Source organism: Paenibacillus thiaminolyticus (assembly GCF_003591545.1).
Lineage (GTDB): Bacteria > Bacillota > Bacilli > Paenibacillales > Paenibacillaceae > Paenibacillus_B > Paenibacillus_B thiaminolyticus_A.
Genome location: NZ_QYZD01000004.1, coordinates 1 through 23834 on the forward strand (window position 1 = coordinate 1; position 23834 = coordinate 23834).

Annotated in this window: 29 protein-coding genes; 10 read left to right on the forward strand and 19 right to left on the reverse strand. The window is 54.8% G+C overall.

The features are described from left to right. Positions 1–83 precede the first annotated feature (83 nt). From DQX05_RS06385 to hppD, 10 genes are all read right to left on the reverse strand, one after another. On the reverse strand, positions 84–542 hold the full coding sequence (locus tag DQX05_RS06385) for a hypothetical protein (protein WP_119791927.1): 459 nt from the start codon (positions 540–542) through the stop codon (positions 84–86). Positions 543–871: 329 nt separating this feature from the next. Beyond that, the gene (locus DQX05_RS06390; RefSeq protein WP_119791929.1) at positions 872–1927 is read right to left on the reverse strand and encodes an LLM class flavin-dependent oxidoreductase; all 1056 of its coding nucleotides are present in this window, start codon (positions 1925–1927) and stop codon (positions 872–874) included. 308 nt (positions 1928–2235) lie between these two features. Next, positions 2236–3414, reverse strand: a complete 1179-nt coding sequence (locus tag DQX05_RS06395; RefSeq protein ID WP_119791931.1) for an acetyl-CoA C-acetyltransferase — start codon at positions 3412–3414, stop codon at positions 2236–2238. Between the two features lie 118 nt (positions 3415–3532). Continuing rightward, on the reverse strand, positions 3533–4651 hold the full coding sequence (hisC, locus tag DQX05_RS06400) for a histidinol-phosphate transaminase (protein WP_119791933.1): 1119 nt from the start codon (positions 4649–4651) through the stop codon (positions 3533–3535). A gap of 20 nt (positions 4652–4671) precedes the next feature. Next, a complete protein-coding gene (locus DQX05_RS06405; RefSeq protein ID WP_119791934.1) occupies positions 4672–5346 on the reverse strand; it encodes a 3-oxoacid CoA-transferase subunit B in 675 nt (224 codons plus the stop codon). After that, positions 5343–6071 (reverse strand): CoA transferase subunit A, encoded by a 729-nt coding sequence (locus DQX05_RS06410; RefSeq protein WP_119791936.1) that lies wholly within the window; start codon positions 6069–6071, stop codon positions 5343–5345. Before DQX05_RS06410 ends, DQX05_RS06405 begins: the two co-directional genes overlap by 4 nt. A 44-nt stretch (positions 6072–6115) precedes the next feature. Next, positions 6116–7297, reverse strand: coding sequence for a homogentisate 1,2-dioxygenase (locus DQX05_RS06415; RefSeq protein WP_119791938.1), 1182 nt, complete (start codon positions 7295–7297; stop codon positions 6116–6118). 58 nt (positions 7298–7355) lie between these two features. After that, positions 7356–8291, reverse strand: a complete 936-nt coding sequence (locus DQX05_RS06420; protein WP_119791940.1) for a fumarylacetoacetate hydrolase family protein — start codon at positions 8289–8291, stop codon at positions 7356–7358. 25 nt (positions 8292–8316) lie between these two features. Then, positions 8317–8928 carry a flavin reductase family protein gene (locus tag DQX05_RS06425; RefSeq protein WP_119791942.1) on the reverse strand — a complete coding sequence of 204 codons (612 nt, stop codon included), beginning with the start codon at positions 8926–8928 and terminating at the stop codon, positions 8317–8319. Positions 8929–8958: 30 nt separating this feature from the next. Further along, positions 8959–10128, reverse strand: coding sequence for a 4-hydroxyphenylpyruvate dioxygenase (hppD, locus tag DQX05_RS06430; protein ID WP_397335006.1), 1170 nt, complete (start codon positions 10126–10128; stop codon positions 8959–8961). A gap of 262 nt (positions 10129–10390) precedes the next feature. Between hppD and DQX05_RS06435 the strand changes: the two genes are divergently transcribed. Next, on the forward strand, positions 10391–10684 hold the full coding sequence (locus DQX05_RS06435) for a YerC/YecD family TrpR-related protein (protein ID WP_119791945.1): 294 nt from the start codon (positions 10391–10393) through the stop codon (positions 10682–10684). A gap of 113 nt (positions 10685–10797) precedes the next feature. Here the strand turns inward: DQX05_RS06435 and DQX05_RS31710 are convergent, their stop codons facing one another. The 4 genes from DQX05_RS31710 to DQX05_RS31725 are packed head-to-tail and all read right to left on the reverse strand — an operon-like array spanning position 10798 to position 12069. Then, positions 10798–11100: a DUF4855 domain-containing protein gene (locus DQX05_RS31710; protein WP_259391822.1), complete on the reverse strand. Its 303-nt coding sequence runs from the start codon at positions 11098–11100 to the stop codon at positions 10798–10800. A 7-nt stretch (positions 11101–11107) separates the two neighbouring features. Then, entirely contained in the window at positions 11108–11599 is a 492-nt protein-coding gene (locus DQX05_RS31715; RefSeq protein ID WP_259391823.1) for a DUF4855 domain-containing protein, read from the reverse strand. After that, complete coding sequence (locus tag DQX05_RS31720) at positions 11599–11784, reverse strand: hypothetical protein (RefSeq protein ID WP_259391824.1); 186 nt, start codon at positions 11782–11784, stop codon at positions 11599–11601. The genes DQX05_RS31715 and DQX05_RS31720 overlap by 1 nt, the downstream gene beginning before the upstream one ends. A gap of 60 nt (positions 11785–11844) precedes the next feature. Further along, positions 11845–12069, reverse strand: coding sequence for a hypothetical protein (locus tag DQX05_RS31725; RefSeq protein ID WP_259391825.1), 225 nt, complete (start codon positions 12067–12069; stop codon positions 11845–11847). Between the two features lie 864 nt (positions 12070–12933). On the opposite strand from DQX05_RS31725, the gene DQX05_RS06445 reads away from it, so the two are divergent. The 8 genes from DQX05_RS06445 (at position 12934) to DQX05_RS06480 (ending at position 19623) form a co-directional block, all read left to right on the forward strand. After that, positions 12934–14004: a sulfate ABC transporter substrate-binding protein gene (locus tag DQX05_RS06445; RefSeq protein ID WP_119791947.1), complete on the forward strand. Its 1071-nt coding sequence runs from the start codon at positions 12934–12936 to the stop codon at positions 14002–14004. Positions 14005–14042: 38 nt separating this feature from the next. Further along, complete coding sequence (cysT, locus tag DQX05_RS06450; protein WP_119791949.1) at positions 14043–14906, forward strand: sulfate ABC transporter permease subunit CysT; 864 nt, start codon at positions 14043–14045, stop codon at positions 14904–14906. An 80-nt stretch (positions 14907–14986) separates the two neighbouring features. Beyond that, entirely contained in the window at positions 14987–15865 is an 879-nt protein-coding gene (gene cysW, locus DQX05_RS06455; protein ID WP_119791951.1) for a sulfate ABC transporter permease subunit CysW, read from the forward strand. A 250-nt stretch (positions 15866–16115) separates the two neighbouring features. Beyond that, positions 16116–16475, forward strand: coding sequence for a hypothetical protein (locus tag DQX05_RS06460; protein WP_119791953.1), 360 nt, complete (start codon positions 16116–16118; stop codon positions 16473–16475). Between the two features lie 16 nt (positions 16476–16491). Further along, complete coding sequence (locus DQX05_RS06465) at positions 16492–16686, forward strand: hypothetical protein (RefSeq protein ID WP_119791955.1); 195 nt, start codon at positions 16492–16494, stop codon at positions 16684–16686. Between the two features lie 32 nt (positions 16687–16718). Then, entirely contained in the window at positions 16719–17441 is a 723-nt protein-coding gene (locus DQX05_RS06470) for a glycosyltransferase family 2 protein (RefSeq protein WP_119792399.1), read from the forward strand. Further along, a complete protein-coding gene (locus DQX05_RS06475; protein WP_119791957.1) occupies positions 17431–18564 on the forward strand; it encodes a glycosyltransferase family 4 protein in 1134 nt (377 codons plus the stop codon). The genes DQX05_RS06470 and DQX05_RS06475 overlap by 11 nt, the downstream gene beginning before the upstream one ends. Positions 18565–18582: 18 nt before the next feature. Further along, the gene (locus DQX05_RS06480; protein ID WP_119791959.1) at positions 18583–19623 is read left to right on the forward strand and encodes a polysaccharide pyruvyl transferase family protein; all 1041 of its coding nucleotides are present in this window, start codon (positions 18583–18585) and stop codon (positions 19621–19623) included. A 72-nt stretch (positions 19624–19695) separates the two neighbouring features. On the opposite strand, the gene DQX05_RS06485 is transcribed toward DQX05_RS06480, so the two are convergent. The 4 genes from DQX05_RS06485 to DQX05_RS06495 all read right to left on the reverse strand — a co-directional run bounded on the left by DQX05_RS06485 (position 19696) and on the right by DQX05_RS06495 (position 22657). Continuing rightward, the gene (locus DQX05_RS06485) at positions 19696–20334 is read right to left on the reverse strand and encodes an HAD family hydrolase (protein WP_119791961.1); all 639 of its coding nucleotides are present in this window, start codon (positions 20332–20334) and stop codon (positions 19696–19698) included. Positions 20335–20415: 81 nt separating this feature from the next. Next, positions 20416–21366, reverse strand: a complete 951-nt coding sequence (locus DQX05_RS06490; RefSeq protein WP_119791962.1) for a LacI family DNA-binding transcriptional regulator — start codon at positions 21364–21366, stop codon at positions 20416–20418. Positions 21367–21524: 158 nt separating this feature from the next. Next, entirely contained in the window at positions 21525–21887 is a 363-nt protein-coding gene (locus DQX05_RS31730) for a TolB-like translocation protein (protein ID WP_259391826.1), read from the reverse strand. Further along, entirely contained in the window at positions 21794–22657 is an 864-nt protein-coding gene (locus DQX05_RS06495; RefSeq protein WP_259391827.1) for a TolB family protein, read from the reverse strand. Before DQX05_RS06495 ends, DQX05_RS31730 begins: the two co-directional genes overlap by 94 nt. A 304-nt stretch (positions 22658–22961) precedes the next feature. Between DQX05_RS06495 and DQX05_RS33025 the strand changes: the two genes are divergently transcribed. Further along, positions 22962–23042, forward strand: a complete 81-nt coding sequence (locus DQX05_RS33025) for a hypothetical protein (protein ID WP_397335079.1) — start codon at positions 22962–22964, stop codon at positions 23040–23042. On the opposite strand, the gene DQX05_RS30580 is transcribed toward DQX05_RS33025, so the two are convergent. Further along, complete coding sequence (locus DQX05_RS30580; RefSeq protein ID WP_182914643.1) at positions 23007–23363, reverse strand: hypothetical protein; 357 nt, start codon at positions 23361–23363, stop codon at positions 23007–23009. The genes DQX05_RS33025 and DQX05_RS30580 overlap by 36 nt on opposite strands. Positions 23364–23834 lie beyond the last annotated feature (471 nt).

Sequence of the window (23834 nt, forward strand, 5' to 3'; positions counted from 1 at the left end):
ACAAAAATAGGCCAACCAGAAATTCCGGTTGACCTAATAATACGAAAAGCCGCTGGTTATTCAGCGGCCCTAAAATGGTCTACTTAAAAGTTATCATCAATATAGAATCCGAACTGGTACTGTGCTGTACCGTCACTTATTTTTTTGACCACAAAGTACACCGTAGCACCGTCTGGTAAATTTTTGGAATCAAACGCTTGATACTGGCCAAAACGTTGAGCGTCCAATAGGTCTGATTCATCACCGTTTTTGTACTTAATAATATAGCCTAATCTGAAATTTTCATAGTCTTCTGTTCCTATGAATAAAGCTGTAATACCTTTCATTTTTCTCGTGTTATTTGTCCATTTAAACCAATCTTCATCTTTGCTGTTTTCAATAGACAGGTGGACTGGGCTTCCTGGATAGAAGTCAAGTAGGCCTTCTGGATACAAATCAATTGCACTGTCCCTTGTGTCACCAAGCCCCGTAGCTGCAAATGCACTCGTTGAGAATACCAACATTAATGCGAATACCAAAAGCGTTGATACAAACTTCTTCATAGTAATCTCACCTTTATATATGTAGTAGAGCCGTTTTCCAACTCCCACCTAGATAATACCATTATCTTACTTTGGAAGTACATGGATTCTTGTAGTTTTTTCCACATAATTACTGTTTTTTGTGGATTAATTCAATTAAAAGTGCCGCCCCAGCGGAGCGGCTATATAGAGGTAAAGGTCAGAATACTGCATAATACAGTGAATACAGTGAATTTTTTGAAAACAAGCATGCATTGCCAATACCTTCTTATATGTCGTGTTACGGGAACAACGCTCAGAAACGATAAACAGACGCTGCCTCATCCAGGCCGCGTCTGTTCGAATCCAGCTCAACAATGATGTTGCTCCCAACCTGCTACCTCTTCTCTTACACGAGGCGCTACTTCCGTTCCGAATAGCCGTATCGCTTCCATGACCTCTTCATGAGGCATTGTGCCATGCGGCATATGTAACATAAATCTGGTGACACCAACATGCTTGCGAAGATGAATAATTTTTTGGGCTACCGTTTCTGGGTCGCCAACATATAGAGCACCTTCCAAGCTGCAGGCCGCGTCGTAGTCCGCTCTCGTGTACGGTGGCGCCCCTTTTTCAGCGGCTCTCACGTTCGTTCTGGCAAATGTAGACGGGAAGAACGTTTCGATTGCTTGTTTTTGATTCTTAGCAACAAAACCGTGGGAATGAGAAGCAATTGGCAAACGGGTTACATCGTGACCAGCTTCGGCAGCCGCCTTTTTGTAAAGGTCAACCTGTGAAGCGTAGTCGAGCGGATTCACTCCTCCGATAATGGCGAGAACAAATGGAAGTCCCAATGCCCCTGCACGAATCGCGGATTCCGGACTTCCTGCACTTCCAATCCAGACCGGCAAAGGAGCCTGTACGGGGCGCGGATAAATGCCTAGATCCTGAATCGCAGGGCGGTGCTTCCCGCTCCAGCTTACTTTCTCCGACTTCTGAATGTGCAGCAACAGCTCCAGCTTTTCATCGAACAGCTCTTCATAATCGTCCAGATCGTAACCGAACAAGGGGAATGATTCGAGAAAGGAGCCTCGGCCGACCATAATCTCCGCCCTTCCGTTAGACAGGCCATCAAGCGTTGCAAAATCTTGAAATACACGTACGGGATCAGCAGATGACAAAATCATGACAGCGCTCGTCAGCCGAATTTTCGTTGTTTTACATGCAGCAGCAGCTAATACAACCGCAGGAGATGATGCCGCAAAATCATGACGATGATGCTCACCTACCCCATATACATCCAGTCCTACCTGATCCGCGAGAACAATCTCCTCCACTACTTCACGCAGCCGCTCCGCGTGGCTTATCGTTGTTCCCGTGCTGACATCAGGTGTTGTCTCGACAAACGTGCTTATACCTAGTTCCACTATCGATTTCCTCTTTTCCATTGATGTTCATGTTTATCATACGCACACTCCAGACGGTATATTAATTTATCACTTATTTTCATTATTTCATAGGTTGTTCTTGTAATTTTCTTATTTTTCGGTGTAAAAAAATCGAGTTCCACATTACATGGAACCCTCAACTGCAGCAACTCCATCTTGATGAGGAAATGCAGCTTCTAAAAGCCCATGATTCACACAGGAAGGCAGCCGCCCCCCTATGTGCCTTGCGATCAAACGGCAACACCTCCGACCCAAGGAGAATCGGAGGTGCACCCATATTCGATATGTTACATTTGCTCGACGACAACGGCGACGCCGTGACCGCCGCCGACGCACAGGGCCGCAAGTCCGGTGGCCGCCTGCCTGCGCTTCATTGCATACAGCAGCGTCACCAGAATGCGCGCACCGCTGGCGCCAATCGGATGCCCGAGCGCGATGGCGCCGCCGTTCACATTGACAACCGCCGGATCGATCCCGAGCTCGCGGATGACGGCGATCGACTGAGCGGCGAAAGCTTCATTCAATTCCGCTACGTCAATATCCGCGATCGACATTCCGGCCTTCTTCAGCGCCGCTTGCCCGGCCGATACAGGACCCATGCCCATGAAGGCAGGGTCCACGCCCGTGGAGGCGTAGGCGCGGATGCGCGCCAACACCGGCAGTCCCATCTGCTTCGCCATACGGCCGGAACAGATGAGAAGCGCCGCCGCCCCGTCGTTAATTCCGGAGGCATTGCCGGCCGTCACCGTGCCTTCCGGCTGGAAGGCAGGCTTGAGACGCGCCAGGCTAGCGGCCGTCACATCTGGACGCAGATGCTCATCGGCTTCTATCCTCATCAAGCCCTTCTTGGTCCGAATCTCCACCGGTGCGATCTCGGCGGAGAACTCGCTGCGCTCCCATGCCTCACGGGCTTTCTGCTGGCTCGTCAAGGCAAAGGCATCCTGTTCTTCCCTCGCAATCTGATACTTTGCTGCGATATTTTCCGCGGTCTGCCCCATATGGATGCCGCAGATCGAGCAGGTAAGCCCGTCTTTGAGGACGCTATCCACGACTACTCCGTCCCCCAGCCGATATCCGGCCCTTCCTTGCGCCAGCAAATAAGGCGCCATCGACATATTCTCCATGCCGCCGGCGACGATAAGATCCGCATCGCCCGCCTTGATGGCCTGTGCGGCAATAATGACCGCTTTCAGCCCAGAGCCACATATTTTATTGATCGTTACGGCCGGAACCTCGCTAGGCAGGCCCGCCTTCATCGCGGCCAGACGAGCGGGACCTTGGCCGATGCCCGCCTGCAGCACATTGCCCATCATCACCTCTTGCGCCGCTTCCGGGCGCACCCCGGCCCGCTGCAGCGCTTCCGCGATGACCAGCGCTCCCAGATCGACAGCCGGCACTTCGCTCAATCCGCCCATGAACGCGCCGATCGGCGTCCGCACGGCGCTTGCAATAACGACGTCCGTCAGAACGTCACCCCCATTCCGCTAAGCAACATTATCAAAGACGCCGTGCAATAGCTCATTCAAAGACCCTCTGCACTAGATAATAGATAGGCAAGAGAATGCCTCCCGCATCGCTCACGGCTCACGCCGACTGGCCGTCGGGTCCGAGAATATTCCGCAAGGCCTCGATGAACACCTGGTTATCCTGCTCCGTTCCGATGGATACGCGGATCGTGTCCGGATAGCCAAGCAGGCTGCCCGCCCGCACCACCACGCCCTGCGCCAGCAAGGACTGGAAGACATCATCTCCGGAGCGGTCCAGCTTCACCATCAGGAAATTGGCATGTGAAGGATAACAGGACAGCCCCAGCTGCTTCAGTTCCGCGACCAGCTTCGTTCTCGCCGCCTCATTCCGCCGCGCGCAGTCGGCGGCGAACGCCGTATCGTCCAATGAGGCGATGGCCGCGGCTTGCGCCATCCGGTTCGAGTTGAACGGCTCCTTCACTTTGAGCAGCTCCTGCACAATGCTCGGTTGCATCATGCCGTAACCTGCACGCAGCGCCGCCAGACCGTAAATTTTGGAGAACGTGCGCAGGATGACCAGATTCGGATGGCTGGCCAGCAGCGGCACGGTCTGCAAATAGTCCGGAGCGGACACATATTCGTAGTAAGCCTCGTCGATGACCAGCATAATATGGCGCGGCACCTGCTCGATGAAGGCAAGCAGCTCGCTTCGTCCCACGATCGTCCCTGTCGGATTGTTCGGGTTGCATACGAAGATCATCTTCGTCCTGCTGCCGATCGCCTTCAGCATGCCGGCCAGATCATGGACGCCGTCGATAAGCGGCACCGTTACCGGAACGCCGCCCTCGATGAGAACATTCGTCTCGTATCGGGAGAACGTGACATCGGCCATAACGGCTTCGTCTCCTGCTGCAATATAGCTCCGCGTCAATAAGCGAATGATCTCGTCGGACCCATTGCCGATAATGAAATATTCAGGCGCCACGCCAAGGCGAGAGGACAGCTTTCCCGCCAATTCGGGGGCGGTGCCTTCCGGATACAGAGCGCATTTCTCCATTTCGCGCATGACGGCCTGGGTGGCCAGCTCCGAACAGCCGTACGGATTTTCATTGGACGCGAGCTTGATAATGTCAGTAAGGCCGAACTCCCTTTTTACCTCTTCAATCGGTTTGCCCGGCACGTATACGCCTAACGGTTCGATCTCTTTTCTCGTCGGAATCTTGACAGAGACTTGCATAGACCATCCTCCTTGCTCCATTACTCCGATGCCCGGGGCGGCGCGTTCACCGCGCTTAACGCGGGATTTACCCGGAACGACGCCTCGGTTTTGTGCTGAATCTCTTCTACGTCAACTCCCTGCTGCGTCTCGATCAAGACCATGCCTTCTTCGGTAAAATCAAACACGGCCAAATCGGTAATTAACCGGTCGACCACTCGCGTGCCTGTCAACGGCAAGCTGCACTCGCGCTTGATCTTGGGTTCGCCGTGCTTGTTCACATGCTCCATAATGACGACGATGCGCCGGGCGCCGTTCACCAGGTCCATGGCGCCTCCCATGCCCTTAATCATTTTGCCGGGGATCATCCAATTCGCCAGATCACCCCGCTCCGATACTTCCATTCCGCCCAAAATGGCTAGATCGATATGTCCGCCCCGAATCATGGCGAACGATTCGGCGCTGTCGAAATAGGAGGCGCCATCCACGACGGTTACCGTCTCCTTGCCCGCGTTAATCAGATCCGGATCCTCGCTCCCTTCCTGAGGATATGGACCGAGGCCCAGGAGGCCGTTCTCGGAATGAAGCAGCACATTGCACTCCGGCGGAATGATTCCTGCAATCATGGTCGGCATGCCGATGCCGAGATTGACCGCCATCCCGTCCTTAATCTCCAGCACGGCCCGCCGGACGATGGCCTCGCGTGCGTCACTCATGAGAATCCCCCCGTTCCGAGCGTCGCCGGCTGCACGACGCGCCGTTCAATCCGCTTCTCGTACCCGGTTCCGTGGAGCACCCGCTGCACATAGATGCCGGGCGTATGAATATCATTCGGATCCAATTGTCCCGGCTCGACCAGTTCCTCCACCTCAGCAATCGTAATCTTGCCCGCAGCCGCTGCCAGCGGATTGAAGTTCCGTGCCGTCTTCCGGTAGACCAGGTTGCCGAATGAATCCCCCTTCCACGCCTTGACGAACGCAAAATCGCCGACAATCGCCTTTTCCATCAAGTAGGTGCGGCCGTTGAACTGTTTATGCTCCTTGCCTTCCGCCACCGTCGTGCCGACGCCCGTCGCCGTGTAGAAAGCCGGGATGCCAGCTCCGCCCGCGCGGATGCGCTCGGCCAGCGTGCCCTGCGGAACGAACTCCACCTCCAGCTCGCCGCTCAGAAGCTGGCGCTCGAACGTTTTGTTCTCCCCGACATACGAGGCGATCATTTTCTTGATCTGGCGCTTCGGGAGCAGGAGGCCGAGCCCCCAGTCGTCCACGCCGCAAGTATTGCTGACGATGGTCAGATTCTTCACGCCGCTGTCTTTCAGCGCCGCAATGGCCAGTTCGGGGATACCGCACAGGCCGAATCCGCCCACTATCAAGGTGGCTCCGTCCTGAATCCCCTCTATCGCCTCGGCGGCGGAATGCACGACTTTCCCATGCTGCTTCATGCCATGCGCTCCTTTCATCGGCATATCTTTGCGCCTAAGCGCGTTTACACGGTCCGCGACGCTTCCTGCGAATCGGCGCACCAGCTGTACATATATTGGCTATCCTCATACGACAGCGCCTGCTTGACGACGCGCAGTGGCCGGAACGTATCGATCATGACCGCAAGCTCCGTAGTTTCTTTTTTGCCGATGCTGTCTTCGATCTTGCCGGGATGCGGGCCGTGCGGAATGCCCGACGGATGCAAGGTGATGGAGCCTTCCTTCACGCCCTTGCGGCTCATGAAGTTGCCCCTGACATAATAGAGCACCTCGTCGCTGTCTACGTTGCTGTGGAAATAAGGGGCCGGAATCCCCTCGGGATGATAATCGTATAACCGGGGAACGAAGGAGCAGATGACGAAGTTATTCCCCTCGAAGGTCTGATGAATCGGCGGCGGCATATGAATGCGGCCCGTAATCGGCTCGAAATCGGCTATGTTAAAGATCCACGGATACAAATACCCGTCCCAGCCTACGACATCGAACGGGTGATGATTAAACATATGCAGGTGGATATGTCCCCTAGACTTCGTTCTTACCTCGAACTCGCCGACCTCCGCATAAGTATCCAGCTTCTCCGGACCGCGGAAATCCCGCTCGCAGAAAGGGCTATGCTCCAGAAGCTGGCCATGCGCGTTGCGGTAGCGCTTCGGCGTCGTAATCCAGCTGTTCGTCTCCACGGCCAAGAGCTTCGTACGCCCCGGCTCCGGAATGATGCGATAGATCGTGCCGATTGGGATAACAATATAATCTCCCGGCCGGTAACGGAGCGTACCGAACATCGTCTCTACGGTGCCCTCCCCTTCATGCACGAACAACAACTCGTCCCCGTCCCCGTTCCGGTAGAAATAATCCATTGGCCGATCGACGTTCGCAATGGCGATAAGCAAATCCTCATTGCCCAGCATATAGCGTCTGCCCGCGACAGCATCGCCCGTATCGGTGCAATCGTCGGTCAACAGATGGCGGTGGCGCAGCGCTCCTTGCTCTTCGAATTCAATGTCGAAGGCGGCGTGCACTTCCGCCTTGCCGACAGCGGTCGGCGGATAATGATGATACAAGATCGACTGGATGCCGGAAAAGCCCTTTGTTCCCATGACTTGCTCCCGGTACAGGGTGCCGTCCGGCTTGCGGAACATCGTATGCCTCTTGCCCGGAATGTCTCCCATGCGGCGATAATAGGCCATGACATGAATCCTCCTCTCTCTCAATTCAGCATCAGTCGAGCACGACTTCTTCGCCGCTTCAACCGATAGTGTTGCGCAGCAGGCCGAGTCCAGTGACTTCCAATTCGATGACATCGCCGGGCTCCAGCCAGCGGTGCACGTCCGGTCCCAGCTCGAGAATGCAGCCGGTCCCGACCGTGCCCGATCCGATAATATCACCGGGGTACAGCGTGGCGTCAGCCGAAGCCCGCGCGATCATCTCCCCGAACGTATAATGGAGGTCGCGCAGATTGCCGCGCGACAGCTCGATTCCGTTGACGCGAGCCGCCATCTCCAGCTCGTGGTGCCCGCCTGCGCGGTGCCTCTCCAGCTCGTCCTTGGTGACCAGATACGGACCGAGCGACGTAGCGAAGTCTTTGCCCTTGGCCGGGCCGAGCCCGACCTTGACTTCCTCCCGTTGGAGATCGCGCGCGCTCCAGTCGTTCATGATGCAATAGCCGAAAATATAGGCGTCCGCTACCTCTGCCCCGATATCCCGTCCTTCCTTGCCGATGACGCAGGCCACCTCCAGCTCATAGTCCAGAGCCGAGGTGGCGGCCGGTCTGGGGATAATCGCGTTCGGGCCGGCGATGGCCTGATGGTTGCTGAAATAGAACACCGGGAACTGGTACCATTCCGGAACGATATCGAGTCCCCGCCGCCGCCTTGCTGCGATTACATGCGCTTCGAAGGCATAGAAATCGCGAACGCTCGGCGGCTTCGGAATCGGCGCGAGCAAGGCGACGTCTGTCACTGGATAGACGCCTGCATGCGCGAGCAGCGACTCCGCATCAGGGCCAAGGCGTCGATCGATGCGCTTAACCTCCTCCAAATGGTTCTCGTGATGGCGCACCAATTCCAGCAATTCGCGAGGCAGCCGACCTTCGCTGACGGCCTGCATGTCGATGACGCAGCCTTCCCGCAGCCAGCCGGAGCGCGGCGCGCCGGTGCCGGTGTCAAATGTTACGAGCTTCATAGAACCTCCCGCTTTCCGTATGCCGCTACTTTTTTCGCTCCAGCATAAATGTGTCAGAGACCGCCCGGGTGTAGACATGGCCAGCCATGCGTCCGATCGGAAGCAGCTTCTCCATGTCGATTTTGCCGTCGGCGTACAGCTCGTCGCTTATATGCATCAGCACGACCTTGCCGATGACGAGACTGCCGGCGCCAGGCTGATCGCCGAAATGAAGGATGTCATGGAGCACGCATTCCATATGGATGCCGCTTTCCTGCACCCGGTATGGACGAATGAGCTGGCTCGGGATCGGGGTCAAGCCCGCCGCCTGGAACTCATCCACATCCGGTTCGAATTCGGCGGCAGTCTCATTCATCGGCTCGACGATCCGTTCACCGACGATATTGACGACGAATTCGCCGGTCGCTTCAATATTGACAAGCGTATCTTTTTTGCGGCCGTCCGTCCCCCGGCGCATCGGGGCGAAGCCGATCAGGAGCGGCTCCGCGCAAATGGCTGTAAAAAAGCTGAACGGAGCCAGATTCGCCGTACCGTTCGGATCGATCGTGGACACAAAAGCAATCGGACGCGGCAGGATGGAGCCTATCATCAGCTTGTAGGCGTCTTTCCAGTGCAGATCGTGCGGTGCAATATTCATGCGGCTTCAACTCCTTCCTGCGGCGCGGGTCTATAAGTTGCCGCGGCGTTCCTGCTCCCGTTCGATCGATTCGAACAAGGCCTTGAAATTGCCTTCGCCGAAGCCGACGGCTCCTTTGCGCTGAATGATCTCAAAGAACAGCGTCGGTCTGTCGACAAGCGGCTTCGTGAAGATTTGCAGCAAATAGCCTTCATCATCGCGGTCGACTAAAATTTTCAGTTCCTTCAGCTTGGCGATATCCTCATCGATCTGTCCTACCCGTGCTGTGAGCATGTCGTAATAGGAATCCGGCGTGCCGAGGAACTCCACTCCGTTCGCGCGGAGCGCCGTCACGGTCGATACGATGTCATTCGTAAGCAAGGCCAGATGCTGCACCCCCGGGCCGTTGTAATATTCCAGATACTCCTGGATCTGCGATTTGCGCTTGGCGGTCGCTGGCTCGTTAATCGGGAATTTGATTCTGCCTCCGTTATGCATCACTTTGGACATCAAGGCCGAATATTCCGTGCTGATATCCTCATCATCGAAATGAATCATTTGCTTGAAGCCCATCACTTTTTCATAGTAAGTAACCCATTCATCCATTCGCTCCACGTTGCCGACGACATGATCGACGCCGATCAGTCCGGCCGGCTGGTGCGAAAGTCTATCTTCAATCGACTGATAGCCAGGCAGGAACAATCCGTGATAATCGTCCCGCTCTATCAATGTATGAATCGTGTCGCCATACGTGCCGATCACCGCTTTTTTGACCTTGCCGTGCTCATCCGAATATTCAGCTGGTTCCATAATGGCGATTCCGCCGCGTGATACCGCATCCTTGTAAGCCTTTTCAACATTGCTGACCCGCAATGCGACATCTTTGACCCCGTCGCCGTGCAATTTGACGAACTCGGCAATCGGATGACTGTCGGAGAGAGCGCCGGAGAGAACGAACCGAATTTTATTCTGCTCGATAACATACGATACTTGATCCCGGTTGCCGGTCTCCAAGCCCGAATAGGCGATAGGCCGGAATCCATAGCCTTTGACGAAATAGTGCATCGCTTGCTTCGCGTTCCCCGTATAAAATTCAATGTAGTCGATGTCCTGGATCGGGAAAATTTCTTGCTCCGTTCTGTCGGTTACCGCTTGTTTTTTCATAAACACCCTCCTACACTCGCTTGATTGTTGCCACTGAAAGTATATGATGCATTCCAATATCTAGCAAAAGCGTACTCGAACGCGAGCCTGCTCCAACGCACGGCGGAAGAGCCGCGGCAGCTCATACGCGCATGAATCCAGCAGGGATAAACCGCATCGCTGCGATATCGTAGTAAAGCGCCAAAATAGTATCAGACTGCTTTTTTCGAATTTGTGAATGTTTTTTGAACAAATAGAAGGAAAAAGGCGGCTTCTTGTCTAAAATTAAGGAGTATGCGCATTCGTGGTATTCATTTCGAATTGGAGTTGATAGGACGATATGTATGCCAAGCGTTCCTGCGATCCGGCAATCGAGCAATTGCTGGAGGTCATTATGAAGCTGCAAAGCATGGAGGAATGTTATGATTTCTTCGAAGACTTGACGACTCCAAAAGAATTGCAGGCGCTGTCCCAACGGCTGGAAGTCGCCAAAATGCTGTTGAACGGCAGCACGTATATGGAGATCGAAGCGGAGACCGGCGCAAGCACGGCCATTATTTCGCGCGTCAAACGAATCCTGCACTATGGCAACGGAAGTTACCGCCTCATGCTCGACAGGCTTGAAGATCAATAGTCATCAACATCGGGGCATGCGAAGCTCTCCGCGTCCCCGTTACAATCAGGGGTCATGCCGGCACAAGAGCCGACACATCCTAAGCGGAAGCGCTTAGCGCGTGTCGGCCCCTTCTAGTTCATCAGCTTGCGGCTGGCGAAGGCCAAATCTTGGTCGTCGATTTTCCCGTTGCCGTTCGCATCCACCTTGAACGTGTCTGGGCCAGCAAAGCCATAATCATAAGCAGCGTCGAGATATTCATGGAACCGCTTGCGGAATGCCTCATCCTTCAGCATACGGTTGTCGAACTCGAGTTCGACGCCCATGCCGAACCGCTTCGCCGTCTTGACTCCGTCCGCCAGACGATCGATAGACAACGGCTCGAAGCAATAATTCGGCTGGTAGGCTGCCGCATCGAGTCCGACATCTTGCCACATATAGGCCTTATACGCCATGGAGTGCGGATGTCAAGCCCTGCGCATGCACATCGGCATTGACCATGCGGACGAAATCCGGACCCGATTCGCTGGTGCTATTCGTCTCATCCAGCCAATACAGGCCGACAAGCTCCAGGTTCGAGTAATTGTTCGCTTCCCAACGCTTGAGGACTTCCTGGCTCCACCAGCGTATGGCCTTCTGCCGACTGGCCAGCGTCTGCTCCCGGCCGACGCTTCCTTCATTGAAGTTCTCGGATACGCCGTCCCCGTCCACATCGCCGAAGTCCGTAACATGTTCGGCCGGAAGCGGGATCATCGCCACAACCTTCATCTTGTAATCCGGCTGATTCAGCTTCTGGCCGACTTCCTTCACCGCTTCATTCAGCAGTTGGCTCATATCGCCTTGCGGCTTGAAGGTTTTGTCGAGATACCATTTCCAGTCCGGCAAGAGCGAGTCAACGCCGAAATCGCGTCCTTCCGGCGACTTCTGGCCGAGCATCAGCACGCCATCGAAGAACCAGTCCGTAAGCTCGCCATTTTATTGACATAGCCAATCTCGGGTATCAAATTGTCCTTCGTCCTTTCCGCCACATCGCTGTAGTACCCGTTATAGACGAGCGACAGATTGCGGATTCCCGCCGTATCCGCGCCCGGGCGCAAATATTCGAACGACTTCGCCGGCACCTCCGAGGCGATCTCCAGCTTGCCGTCCGCTCCGATAATCTCGATCTCATCGAGGAAGGTCTAGGCTTTCGGGTGCATCGAGAACAAATGTCCGGTCCATGCCGGGTCCAGCACGTTCGTGCCGCCGGTTGTGCCGTCCGTCAGCTTATTACCGGTATCCGGGTAGCGGTAATCCGGCGCCTCCGACCATTCATAGGTGGAGTCCTTGGACAGATTGCGAAGCTCCGGTTCGTTCTCGGCCGCATGCGCATTCGGAACCGGGATGAAGGTAATCAGCATCATCATACATAAGGCCAGGGATATTCTTCTTTTTCAAAGACAGCATCATTTTCCCTCCTGAGTGTGGTTTACTTTCCCCTATGCTGCTTCTCTAGGCACGACTGCCTCGCGCCCACAAATATCAGTTCCCTCCCTTCCAGCACAGGTCTTGAAGCCTTCGAAGCCGGGTATGTAAGCGCCTTCACTTTAACATTAAGAGACGTTCTGCCCCGTGCAAAGAGATATCTTATGACTTTCGTATACAGTTGTTTACCTTCTCGGTCCGCAAGCTCTTCCGCTTTGATGGCGGCAGCAATATGCTATTTCTCCACGATGTCCCGGTTCTCGCGCATGATCGCCTCCCCCATATACCACAGCTTGGGCAGGAACCAAATGACCAGTTCGGCCCGTTGATCAGCTCCTCGGCTGTCGCGGCGCCCAGCTCGGCGACAAGCGACTCACAAGCCGGCAGCAGGGTTGAGCGGCGGCTTGAACTGCATCCCCTATGGCGATCGAACCATAGCCCCGAAGTCTCGCTTCCTTGCTTGCACATAGAGTTGCCTCTATCGGGCTCGCGAAGAGATATTGCCTCTGTTTCATATACGCAATTTGGAATAAACCGGTCCCCGAACAACCGGAACGGCACCGATATGAAACATTTTCAGGACAGAGAGTACCGCTCCTTTTGACGATACTGGGAATAAGTCGCATTCCTGCAAATCTTTATTGACTATCACTCGACAGGGCTGATACCATACTGGCATACGCTCAAATATCCAAGTTGTCCCATCGGGGTTATGCAATAAATTAGGCGCGCACACTTCATTTGCTGCGGTTATGCTACGGCGCAGCGATGAGCCAGCAAGCGGCCGACAGAGAGGAGCATGGAAGATGAACGGCAGATCATACCGAAAAAAAGCAATGCTATGGGCACTCATCGCGGCCTTGAGCCTGACCGCCGCCTGCGGAAGCGGAGACGGCGGCGCGAAGAAGGACGCCCAAGGCGGAACGGACGGAAGCGGCGGCACGGAGCCAATCGTGCTTCAGAACGTATCCTACGATCCGACGCGTGAACTGTATGCCGATTACAATAAGGCGTTTGCAGCTTATTGGCAGAAGAAGACAGGGCAGTCTGTCACCGTGAAGCAATCCCATGGCGGGAGCGGCAAGCAGGCGCGTTCCGTTATCGACGGGCTGCAGGCGGACGTCGTTACCCTCGCCATGGCTTACGATGTCGATGCCATCCAACAGGCTGGCCTGATCAAGGACGGCTGGGAGGAGCGCTTGAAAGACAACAGCGCCCCTTATTATTCTACCATCGTCTTCCTCGTGCGGAAGGGCAACCCGAAAGGCATCCGCGATTGGAACGATCTCGTGAAGCCGGATGTCCAGGTCATCACGCCGAATCCGAAGACCTCGGGCGGTGCGCGCTGGAACTACCTTGCCGCCTGGGGCTATGCGCTCGTGGCAAGCGGTAATAATGAAGAACAGGCACAGGAATGGCTGCGCAGCCTCTACCGCAACGTGCCCGTTCTCGACTCCGGCGCACGCGGAGCGACGACCACCTTCGTGGAGCGCGGCATCGGCGACGTCCTGATCTCATGGGAGAACGAGGCATTCCTGGCCTCCAACGAGCTGGGCAAGGATAAATTCGAGATCGTGGTGCCGAGCCTAAGCATTCTGGCGGAGCCGCCGGTCGCCGTCGTCGACGAGATCGTGGATAAGCGGGGAACACGCCAAGCGGCGGAAGCATACCTCGACTATTTGTATAGTGAGGAAGGGCAAGACATCGCCGCCAAGCATTATTACCGGCCGCGGTTAGAGTCCGTGGCCTCCAAGTACGAGCAGCGCTTCCCGCAAGTGAAGCTCCTGACCATCCAGGAGCAGTTCGGCGGCTGGGCCGAGGCCCACAAAAGGCATTTCACCGACGGCGCATTGTTCGACGAAATCTATAAACGGTAAACGTTCAATCTCTTGGAAAAAGGAGGCGGCAATGCCCCATGACTGCCACACCACCCCCAAAGCAGCCCCAGCCTAAAGGCAAGCCGTATGCGGTTCTTCCCGGATTCCGCATCACGCTCGGATTTACCGTTGGCTATTTATCGCTGCTCGTGCTCATTCCGCTGTCCGCCGTCGTGCTGAAGTCGCTTGAGCTGAACTGGAGCAGCTTCTGGGCTGCCGTCTTCGATGAGCGCGTGCTGGCGGCCTACCGCATCAGCTTCGCGACGGCGTTCGCCGCCGGACTGGTCAATGTCGTGTTCGGTTTTGTCGTCGCCTGGGTGCTGGTGCGCTACACATTCCCCGGCAAACGGCTGATCGACGGCATTATCGATCTGCCCTTCGCCCTGCCGACCGCGGTCGCGGGCATCGCGCTCACGGCGATCTACGCCGAGAACGGCTGGATAGGCCGCTGGCTGTACGCGATCGGCATCCCGAGCGCCTACTCCGCGATCGGGATCGCGATCGCCCTCGTCTTCATCGGTCTCCCCTTCGTCGTCCGCACGGTTCAGCCGGTGCTGGAGTCATGGGAGACGGAGGTCGAGGAAGCGGCCGCCACGCTCGGGGCGAAGCGGCTGACCGTCTTCCGCCGCATTATCGTGCCACAGCTCCTTCCGTCGCTCCTGACGGGATTCGCGCTTGCGTTCGCCCGCGGCATCGGAGAATACGGTTCGGTCGTCTTCATCTCCGGCAATATGCCGTACAAGACCGAGATCGCGCCGCTGCTCATCATGACCAAGCTGGAACAATACGATTACGCGGGCGCCACCGCCGTCGCGTTCGTTATGCTCATCCTCTCCTTCCTGCTGCAGCTGCTTATCAATACACTGCAATGGAAGGCGGCGCGGCGCATGACCTCGCTATGAAGCGCATGAACGCCTGCCGGATCCATTCATTCGCCGCCGCCCGTTATGAGGTTACTTTCATCCTGAAGGAGGATTAACGCATGGCCGCTTCACCGTCCGCTACCATCTCCCCTTCCCCGCCGCAAGCCTCCCGCAAGCTTGCGCCTCGCGCCGGCTGCACGACCGAATCCCCGTTCGTCCGCCGGCTGCTCATCGCCGTCGCGCTCGCCTTCATCGGTCTCGTCCTGCTGCTCCCGCTCGCGGCCGTCTTCGCAGAGGCGTTCAAGCGGGGCGCGGAAGTCTACTTCGCGGCGCTGACGGAGCCGGACGCGCTGTCGGCCATCCGGCTGACGCTGATCACGGCCCTTATCGTCGTCCCGCTGAATACGATATTCGGCATTGCCGCCGCATGGTGCCTGACCAAGTTCGCCTTTCGCGGCAAGCAATGGCTCATTACACTCATCGACCTGCCCTTTTCCGTCTCGCCGGTCATTGCGGGCTTCCTCTTCATTCTGCTGTTCGGGGCCCACGGCTGGTTCGGCTCCTGGCTAGCGGCGCATGACGTGCAGATCGTGTTCGCGCTCCCGGGCATTGTGCTCGCTACGCTATTCGTCACCTTCCCCTTCGTGGCGCGAGAGCTTATCCCGATCATGCAAGCCCAAGGCACGCTGGAAGAAGAAGCAGCGGCCACGCTTGGCGCGAGGGGATGGAAAATGTTCCGCTATATTACGCTCCCGAACATCAAATGGGGGCTCCTCTACGGCCTTATCATTTGCAACGCCCGCGCCATGGGCGAATTCGGAGCCGTATCGGTCGTCTCCGGCCATATTCGCGGCGAGACGAACACGCTTCCCTTGCATGTGGAAATCCTGTATAACGAGTACCAGTTCTCCGCCGCGTTCGCCTCGGCCTCGCTGCTGGTCACCCTGGCGCTGCTCACGCTTGCGGCGAAGCATTGGCTCGAACGAACCCGCGCCTGAGCGGAATCTGGCCTTATTGAAGAACATCTGCGACAGATGTTCTTTTTTTCTATCATTTTATAGCTGCTAGAGAATACTTGTGCTATGGCTCCCCCTCGCAACCTCCCGCTCGATGTGCCGGGCCTGCCCTCTCCCATCTCATTCTATCGTTCAAACGAACAACTTTGCCAAAAGATAGAGAGAAGTTTAGTCAATCATTCTCCTTTTTCTATACTCTATTAATATGGAAATGAAAGGCGGGTGAAAATACATGAAATTGAAAGTGAACGAAAAGGAGTTGCAGCAATATTTCGAGGGAATGGCTCAACTCATGAAGCAAGTCGTCAAGGAGTCCTCCACTGGGGACGAGCTGCACACCAACAAGCTCGTTCAAGCGTTCCGGACAGCCATCCGGGAGGAGATGGGAGCTGAAGGAAACCGAGACTCGGATCCCCCGCTTAAGCCATCGATCGAAAGATACGTTCATCGCCAGGTTGAATTGACCTCGTTCGGGGGAACGATTCAAGGCATTATAACCGAGGTCGGAGAGAACTATGCAGAAATCAGGGAATCGGATGGATCGATGGTGCTCGTGCATCTGAATCAAGTTATTTCGTTCCAAATTCAATAGGAGGAAGGTGATTCTAGTGAAAGATAAGCTCCGTTCCTTAATCGGAAAACAAGTCCAGGTGGCGAGTGCATTGGACTTGACAACAGGTGTTCTTGTATCCGTCGACGATACGAAGCTGACGGTCCGCACTTCCCGGTTGACGGGATATGACAATGGACACTATGCCATCTTTCAACTCAACAGAGTGTCCTATGTCCGCGTTGTCTCATAACATAACAAGCTGGTACAAGGTGGTGAAACATGATGACCTACCCAAGAGTGCCCGGTCTCGTAAGCATCGTGATTACGAATTATAACAAATCAGCCTTTGTGACGGATTGCTTGGAGGGCATCTTACGGCAAACGTACCCGAACTGGGAAGTCATTCTCGTCGATGATGCCTCGACAGACGATTCTTTGCTGCAGGTGGAGAACTGGTTGCAAGTCAATTGGGAGCAATTGGCCGACCGGACGTTTATTACGGTGCCCCTGCCCCGCAATATCGGTTATGCCGGGGCGGTGACCACCGGATTATATTTGGCTTCCGGAGAATATATCGCTGCCCAGGACGCGGATGATATTTCACATCATGAACGCCTGGAGCGGCAAGTGTCCTTTTTGGAGGGCCGCCCGGACATCGAGCTGGTGGGAACCAACTATGAAGTGTTCGAGCACAGCCTATTCGAGCAGAAATCAAAAGCGGGCTGGATCCGGTACGGGGAACAAATACGCAAAACATATGCCAACGGCGGCCACTGTGTATGCCATGGAACCATCATGCTCCGCGGGAAGCTGTTCGATCGGATCGGCGGACATACCAGGAGAATAGAAGGCGCGGAGGATTATGAATTTATAGCCAGAGCGTTGAACGCCAAGCCCCTGAATATCGAAAATATGCCCGATATCCTGTATTACTACCGCACGCATCCGAATCAGCGGTCCCGGAAATATTTTGGAAAAGATAGGTTGAAGCGCAATGAGAACTAAAGCCTATCGAGTGCTGATGGTGATGGATAGCTTGGCCGTCGGCGGCACGGAAACGCATGTGTTAAGCCTGGTTAAGGGACTGCAAGCATTAGGGGTAAAACCGGTATACGCCGGAGCCGGCGGCTTAATGTACAATTCCTTCGCCCAAGCGGCATGCCCGATTCATGCCGTCGATTTAACAGCGGGCGCCTTCATGCTGGACAGCTCGCAGAAGCAGACAAGCCGCACCTTGAAGCAGATTATGCTGCACCGCAAAATCGATGTCGTCCATGTGCATCAAACTCCGTCGGGAATGTATGCGGCTATGGCCGCCAAAGAACTGGGAATACCTGTCGTCTTTACGGTTCACGGGGCTTATTACCCCGAGGAACAGCTTATCCGGACGGCTCAGCATAGCGACGCGGTCATCAGTGTGAGCAAGCCTGTCCAGCTCTATTTGCAACATCATGGGATACCTTCCCTGGTAGTGCCGAACGGGGTCGACCCGGAGGAGTTCTACCCGGCGCCCTCTCATGAACTGCGGAAGTCGCTCCGGATTCCGGATGATGCGAACGTTGTCGTCTATGCAAGCCGGCTGGCTTGGGACAAGGCCATCGTCTGCACGATGTTGATAAGGGCCGCAGAACGGCTGCGCAAAGCGGAGGTGCCGAATGTGCATCTGGTCGTGGTCGGCGGCGGCATCCAATTTTCCGACATTAACGAGATGGTCAACACCATTCATAATGATACCGGACAACCCTTTATTCATATGGCCGGGAATCAGACGAAGATCCGTGAATATTACGCGCTTGGGGATATCGTCGTGGGCACTGGCCGCGTTGCCCTCGAAGCGTTGGCTTGCGGGAAGCCCGTGCTGGCCATCGGCAACCATGGTTTCTTCGGCCTGGTCGAGCCATCTGTGTATGGACAAGCGTGGGACTATTATTTCGGCGACCATGATTCTGTACGTCAGGCGACGGAAGAGACAGTAACCGAATCATTGAAAATCGCATTGGCGGATCGGGACGCGCTTGAGGAAATCGGCGCGCAAGGCCGAAGATGGATATTGAATCATTTCGATATCCAGAAGATCGTTGCGCGGATGGATGCAATCTATTTGGCTGTTCAAGCCCGAACCCAATGACGGGAGAGTGATATCAACGTGAAAAAAGTATTGTATTTAGGATGGATTGGATTCAACAATCTGGGCGATGAATGGATGCGGGCCATGTTCGAGCAATTGGCGAAGCTTCATTTGAGCCCGGAGGAGTATGAGATCATTCCTTCAATCCCTGGAGTCGATATCAAGGATATGACGAAGTATGACACGATAGTAATGGGGGGCGGTTCCCTGCTCATTCCAGGCTATCTCGATATATTGCATGACGCCGTACGGCAACAAAAGCGCGTTATCATTTGGGGCAGCGGCCATGATCGCTTGCACCCGTTCAGCTTCGGTTCCAGTGCTCCTCCAGAGAGCAAAGAGTTGTGCCTGAAAGTGAAAGAAGTTGTCGATCATGCGGTATACTGCGGCGTACGCGGACCGTGGACATTCGAATATATGCGGCAAATGGGCGTCGCGATGGATCGGGTGACGGTGAGCGGCGATCCGGCCATGCTATCGCCCCTGCCAGCGTCTGAATCGGATGGCGAGCAGACCGGCGAACGGTGGATCGGCATCAATTGGGGCACCTCTTATAACCGGATTTACGGCAAGGATGAAGCGTACGTCGAGAATCAGGTGGCTTCCGCAGCCCGCTGCCTCATCGACGAAGGCTACAAAATATATGTGTATCCGGTATGGGGTCCAGACCGGGAGGCATGCAAGCGGCTGTGCGAAAAGATTGCCGCTCCCGACAAAGTAGTGTACGATGCGGAAGTTCATTCGTATGAAACCTATTTGCAGCTAATGAAACGGTTCGATCTGACCATCAATTTCAAGCTTCATGCCAATGTTCTGTCCGCAGCGGCGGATGTTCCTTTCATCTGCCTGGGGTACCGTTTCAAATCGTTCGATTTCGCCCATTCCATCGATCTGCCCCAATTAGCCATCTCCACGGACGCGGCGCAGCTGGCCGAGCGCATTCGCGACACGGCCGCTCATGCGCTAGCCAACAAGATGTCGATTGTCAGCCGCATCGGCAGCCATCGGCAATCCGTCACAGCAAGCTTGGAAAAGCCTTTCCTGGAGCAATTATTTTAACGGAGAGCAAGCATTGACAACGTCGGTCGTGCGAGGCCATCCAACAAGGATGGCCTCTGCCGATCGCAAATATCATTTCTTCGCTAGTTCGCTCTTAGCCGGCTCATCCAGCAGCTTCATAATATCGTGTGGCGTCTCGAAAATATACCGGGCGTCCTCGAATCCGGATGCCGACTTCGCCCCCCACAGTGCGAGGCCGAAATCGACTCCCGCCGCCTTGGCGCACTTCATATCATAGATCGAGTCCCCGATATAAATCGCGTTATCCGCTGTGCATTCCATTCGCCGCAGCCCCAATTCGAGCGGCTCCGGATCGGGCTTGTGCTTGCTCGTATCAGTGGCGCACACAACCGCTTCAAAATAATGATCGATGCCGAGCAAATAGAAGCTGTCATTCATTTCTTCCGCCGTCTTGGACGTTACGATTCCGCATGCCGGAAGCTTGGCAATGACATCCCGCATTCCCTCGAAAATGGGAACCTTGCTCATATACGGTTTTTCTTTCTCTACACATATTTTTATGGCGGCAGGAATGTCTTTCACGTTTAACATTTCCATCGTTTTGTAGCTTGGAATTCCCAGCGAGAAGCGAAGCTCGTTCAGCTGATATGCGAGACCCAGCTCGGCCAGCGTCTCTTGCAGCGCACGAAGCCCAATCATCTCCGAATCGATAATCGTGCCATCCAGATCAAAGAGAAAAGCTTGATACATGCCATTCATCCTCCCCTATCCTTATTCGCAATCTATGGTACAGGATGAAATGGATTTCAGATCAAGCCTTGAAATAAAATGTTATACCGAAGATCTTTTAATAATCCGGTAAGGAATGTTCACCTTGTCGCGCGAACGCCGCACCGCGAGGTCGAAGGCCTGCTCGCCGACCTGGACGAGCCGATGGTCAACGGAGCACAGATCAAGAGCGACTCCGATCGGTTGATTCTCCTGCCCTAGTATAGCTACATCTTGCGGAATGGTCAGTCCGACCGATGCTGCATACCGGTACATCCCGCCGGCCACCTCATCCCCGTTGGCGTATATAGCCGTCGGCTTATCGCTTAGGCCTAGCAGCTTCTCGGCAGCTCGATATCCATCCTCGAACGAATAGCAATCCGAGATGAAGTACCGGTCCGGCACCGCTCCGAATACGTTCTCATACGCCGCGATGGTCTGCTGCGTGCTCTTGCTCTCCCGCCCGCGTGCCGTCGTGAAGGCGACTGCTTCATGCCCCCTCTCTTTTAAATATTGAAAGGAGTCGACATAAGAGGCATACCGATCGATATAAGCACATCCAATCTCGGGATGTCCGGTGAATTCGCAAGCAATAATCGCCCCATACTTGACATAAGGCAATATCTGTTCCCAATCATTCGCGCGGGAGGTGATAATCACGCCATCGAGCCATTTATTTTTCAGCATATAGAGATATTCCAGCTCTTTGTTCTTATCGTATTTGGTCGGCAGCACGGCGACCGAATAATCCATTTCCCGGGAGCGGTTCAATACGCCATGCAGCATCTGATCGAAGGCCTGATTGTTGTTGTAGGGCATGATAACCCCGATCATCCTCGTTTCCCCTCGAATCAAGCCAATCGCATTGCGGTTGGGAGCGAAGCTCCATTCATCGATAACCTTCTGGACGGCCTTTCTTTTTTCTTCAGACACATATTTGTAATTGTTCAGCACTCTGGATACGGTTGAGACTGATACCCCGGCTTTCTTCGCGATATCGTGTATATTCGGCACAGGATCAGATCCTCCTTATATGAGCCCCGCTATTGTGGAACCTAGTATAGCTCCTTCTATCATAGCGATCTAATCACATCTGGGCAAATGCCTTGAGCGAAATGGGGAGGAGCGGAATGCAACAAAGCCGTCAGATGAGATCTGCGGCTTTGTTCATGTTATGTCCCTGCTTCGGCATCCGGAATCATCCCTGGGTAGCCAATGACCTCGCTCCAGCTCCAATGCTCGTAATAACCCGCCGGCAGCGTCAAGTTCCGGATCCACTGCACAGGCCGGCTTCCATCCGGCCGAGCCAGCATCACATGCGCCTTGCTTCGGTCCGTACGTACCCAGGCGAGACGGCCAGCATCCTTAAGCAGGACCGGGAAGAAATCGCCTACGTTCCGAGGCGGACGAGTAACCTCTGTCTGCCGTCCTCCTCCGAGATTCACGAGCACGAGGGAAGGAAGCGGGCGTTCGCTTGGATCGCCTGTCCAGACGGCTTCCTTCGCCCGGGCTGCGACAAGTGTATCCTGGTCCAACCAGGCGAGATCCCGATCGGCATAGCCCGATGGCGTATATGTTTTATGCAGAAGCGACGACATGCGGTCAATACCGTAAGCCGCTTATTGCTTGTCGCTTCCCGCCCATAGCCTTCAATATAGGCCGAGCGTGCTGCCTTGCGGCCCCACTGGAACCACTCTTCATAGTTCAGCATTTGGCCCGCCTTCGTAAATGTCCTCCCATCTGCGGACAACATGCATAACGTGTTGCCGTCTGCCGACATCGACGCCGTCGGGACGGCGATGAACGCAATCCATTTTCCGTCCGGAAGCAGGAGGGATTCCCGAGAATATAAGAGACCTGTTCCATCCGGCTGCCAGGAATAATTGCCGACATGGTCCGCGATACGGCGCGGCTCCCGCTTGCCCTCCGTATCGATGATGTAAAGAGCAGGACGAGGCTCTCCCGATTGAAAAGCCAATAAATTGCGCGACGGCGACCACTGTGCGTTGCGCCCCTGTCCGGCCTGGCGCATCCGGCCCGTTGCAAGATGATACAACCACACTTCGTTCTCCTCTTTGCCTTTTAAGAAGGCAAGCCAGCTCCCGTCATGGGACCAGCGAGGACTTCGGATGTACTCTCCGCGGGTAAGCTGCCTCTCCTCATCGCCGATTGTAATCCACAGATCATTTCCGCGGATAAACGCGGCAACAGCTTTCTGTTCCGTCCCGTACTCTGCCCGGATTGTTGTCGGCAAGCATGAGCATAATAAAGCGAAGACGATAAGTGCGATCACACGGTTTGTCATCCCGAATTCCTCCTGCGGTAGCGGGTCCCCTGTGAGACTATCATTCCCTGTAGTGACGAAATTATGACAGCCGGCCCTTGGGCATAAGGCGTGATTTCAGAAGCCGCTGTAGCCGGAAAGGATTCCTTGCATGTGACCGCTCATGCCGGCGCACAATAAGAATGGTGTGCGAATGCCATTATTCAAGTTCCGTTAAGGGGGTGGGATAGGGATGAACGGAATATTTGGGTTTCTAAAAAATTGGAATAATCGGAAAACGCTTTGGTCTTTATTAGCGATTGGCGTCGGCGCGGCTGCCGTCGGAATGACACAGCAGCGCATGCGTATGAGCGGAAGAAGAAACCAACCCTTAAAGCAGCTTCGCAAAAGACTTCGCACCGGGTAGCAAAAAATAACAGCCAGTACCTTCAAAGGTCTGGCTGTTCTTATCGATGGTTATTTGGCTGGCTTCGCGACATGCCCAGCCTCTCGCTGATCTCCGAAGGCATAAGCGGACCGCGAATGCGCAGCAGTTCCAAAATATCGTACTGCGCCCATGTAAGCTGCTCCGGATTAATGCGTGCCCGCCGACGATGCCGGACTCACTTTTAATCTGCGCCTGCAATACGTTATTCCCGGCCTTCCCTTGCGCTTCCGCCGCATAGGCCGAACCGGCCATAGCAAGAACAGCTAACGATGCGATACCTACTGACAATCTCTTTTTCATATTAAATCTCCTCCTGGTTGTGATTGCTGCTGCAATCTTTGGTTTTACCTGCCGCAACTGTACGAGAACCCTTTATCATACGTTGAGCGGCTACAATCCATACAATACAGGGGGAATGTGTCAGAATTAAGGCAGGCTCAATATGAAACTAAAAAAGACATAGAAAAAGCGCCCCGGTTGCAGACAGATAACCGCGTATAAAATACTGGGAGCATTCCCCGCTTCTCAAACCTGAGGCGGATTGCCCTCCGTCTGTTTCCGCACCTTGCACTGGCTCTCCCGTCGAGTCAGGACAGTCTTCTATTTCTGCTCCTTGCTTCACTCTCCCATCGAGTCGGGACAGTCATCTTATTTCAGCTCTTTGCTTCACTCTCCCAACGAGTCAGGACAGTCTTCTATTTCAGCTCTTTGCTTCACTCTCCCATCGGGTCAGGACAGTCTTCCATTTCTGCTCTTTACTTCACTCTCCCA

What these genes read in the sequence shown, in the direction of transcription:
- hisC (WP_119791933.1), bottom strand. Translation starts at nt 4,651, where the DNA reads ATGCAAGTCTCTGTCAAGATTCCGACGAGAAAAGAGATCGAACCGTTA.
- DQX05_RS31710 (WP_259391822.1), bottom strand. Translation starts at nt 11,100, where the DNA reads ATGTGGCAAGATGTCGGACTCGATGCGGCAGCCTACCAGCCGAATTAT.
- DQX05_RS06415 (WP_119791938.1), bottom strand. Translation starts at nt 7,297, where the DNA reads ATGGCCTATTATCGCCGCATGGGAGACATTCCGGGCAAGAGGCATACG.
- DQX05_RS06485 (WP_119791961.1), bottom strand. Translation starts at nt 20,334, where the DNA reads ATGTATCAAGCTTTTCTCTTTGATCTGGATGGCACGATTATCGATTCG.
- DQX05_RS06460 (WP_119791953.1), top strand. Translation starts at nt 16,116, where the DNA reads ATGAAATTGAAAGTGAACGAAAAGGAGTTGCAGCAATATTTCGAGGGA.
- DQX05_RS06420 (WP_119791940.1), bottom strand. Translation starts at nt 8,291, where the DNA reads ATGAAGCTCGTAACATTTGACACCGGCACCGGCGCGCCGCGCTCCGGC.
- DQX05_RS31725 (WP_259391825.1), bottom strand. Translation starts at nt 12,069, where the DNA reads ATGATGATGCTGATTACCTTCATCCCGGTTCCGAATGCGCATGCGGCC.
- DQX05_RS06405 (WP_119791934.1), bottom strand. Translation starts at nt 5,346, where the DNA reads ATGAGTGACGCACGCGAGGCCATCGTCCGGCGGGCCGTGCTGGAGATT.
- DQX05_RS06385 (WP_119791927.1), bottom strand. Translation starts at nt 542, where the DNA reads ATGAAGAAGTTTGTATCAACGCTTTTGGTATTCGCATTAATGTTGGTA.
- DQX05_RS31715 (WP_259391823.1), bottom strand. Translation starts at nt 11,599, where the DNA reads ATGCTCGGCCAGAAGTCGCCGGAAGGACGCGATTTCGGCGTTGACTCG.
- DQX05_RS06470 (WP_119792399.1), top strand. Translation starts at nt 16,719, where the DNA reads ATGACCTACCCAAGAGTGCCCGGTCTCGTAAGCATCGTGATTACGAAT.
- DQX05_RS06425 (WP_119791942.1), bottom strand. Translation starts at nt 8,928, where the DNA reads ATGAATATTGCACCGCACGATCTGCACTGGAAAGACGCCTACAAGCTG.
- DQX05_RS06435 (WP_119791945.1), top strand. Translation starts at nt 10,391, where the DNA reads ATGTATGCCAAGCGTTCCTGCGATCCGGCAATCGAGCAATTGCTGGAG.
- cysT (WP_119791949.1), top strand. Translation starts at nt 14,043, where the DNA reads ATGACTGCCACACCACCCCCAAAGCAGCCCCAGCCTAAAGGCAAGCCG.
- DQX05_RS33025 (WP_397335079.1), top strand. Translation starts at nt 22,962, where the DNA reads ATGACACAGCAGCGCATGCGTATGAGCGGAAGAAGAAACCAACCCTTA.
- DQX05_RS06495 (WP_259391827.1), bottom strand. Translation starts at nt 22,657, where the DNA reads ATGACAAACCGTGTGATCGCACTTATCGTCTTCGCTTTATTATGCTCA.
- DQX05_RS06445 (WP_119791947.1), top strand. Translation starts at nt 12,934, where the DNA reads ATGAACGGCAGATCATACCGAAAAAAAGCAATGCTATGGGCACTCATC.
- DQX05_RS06475 (WP_119791957.1), top strand. Translation starts at nt 17,431, where the DNA reads ATGAGAACTAAAGCCTATCGAGTGCTGATGGTGATGGATAGCTTGGCC.
- DQX05_RS06410 (WP_119791936.1), bottom strand. Translation starts at nt 6,071, where the DNA reads ATGAAGCAGCATGGGAAAGTCGTGCATTCCGCCGCCGAGGCGATAGAG.
- cysW (WP_119791951.1), top strand. Translation starts at nt 14,987, where the DNA reads ATGGCCGCTTCACCGTCCGCTACCATCTCCCCTTCCCCGCCGCAAGCC.
- DQX05_RS30580 (WP_182914643.1), bottom strand. Translation starts at nt 23,363, where the DNA reads ATGAAAAAGAGATTGTCAGTAGGTATCGCATCGTTAGCTGTTCTTGCT.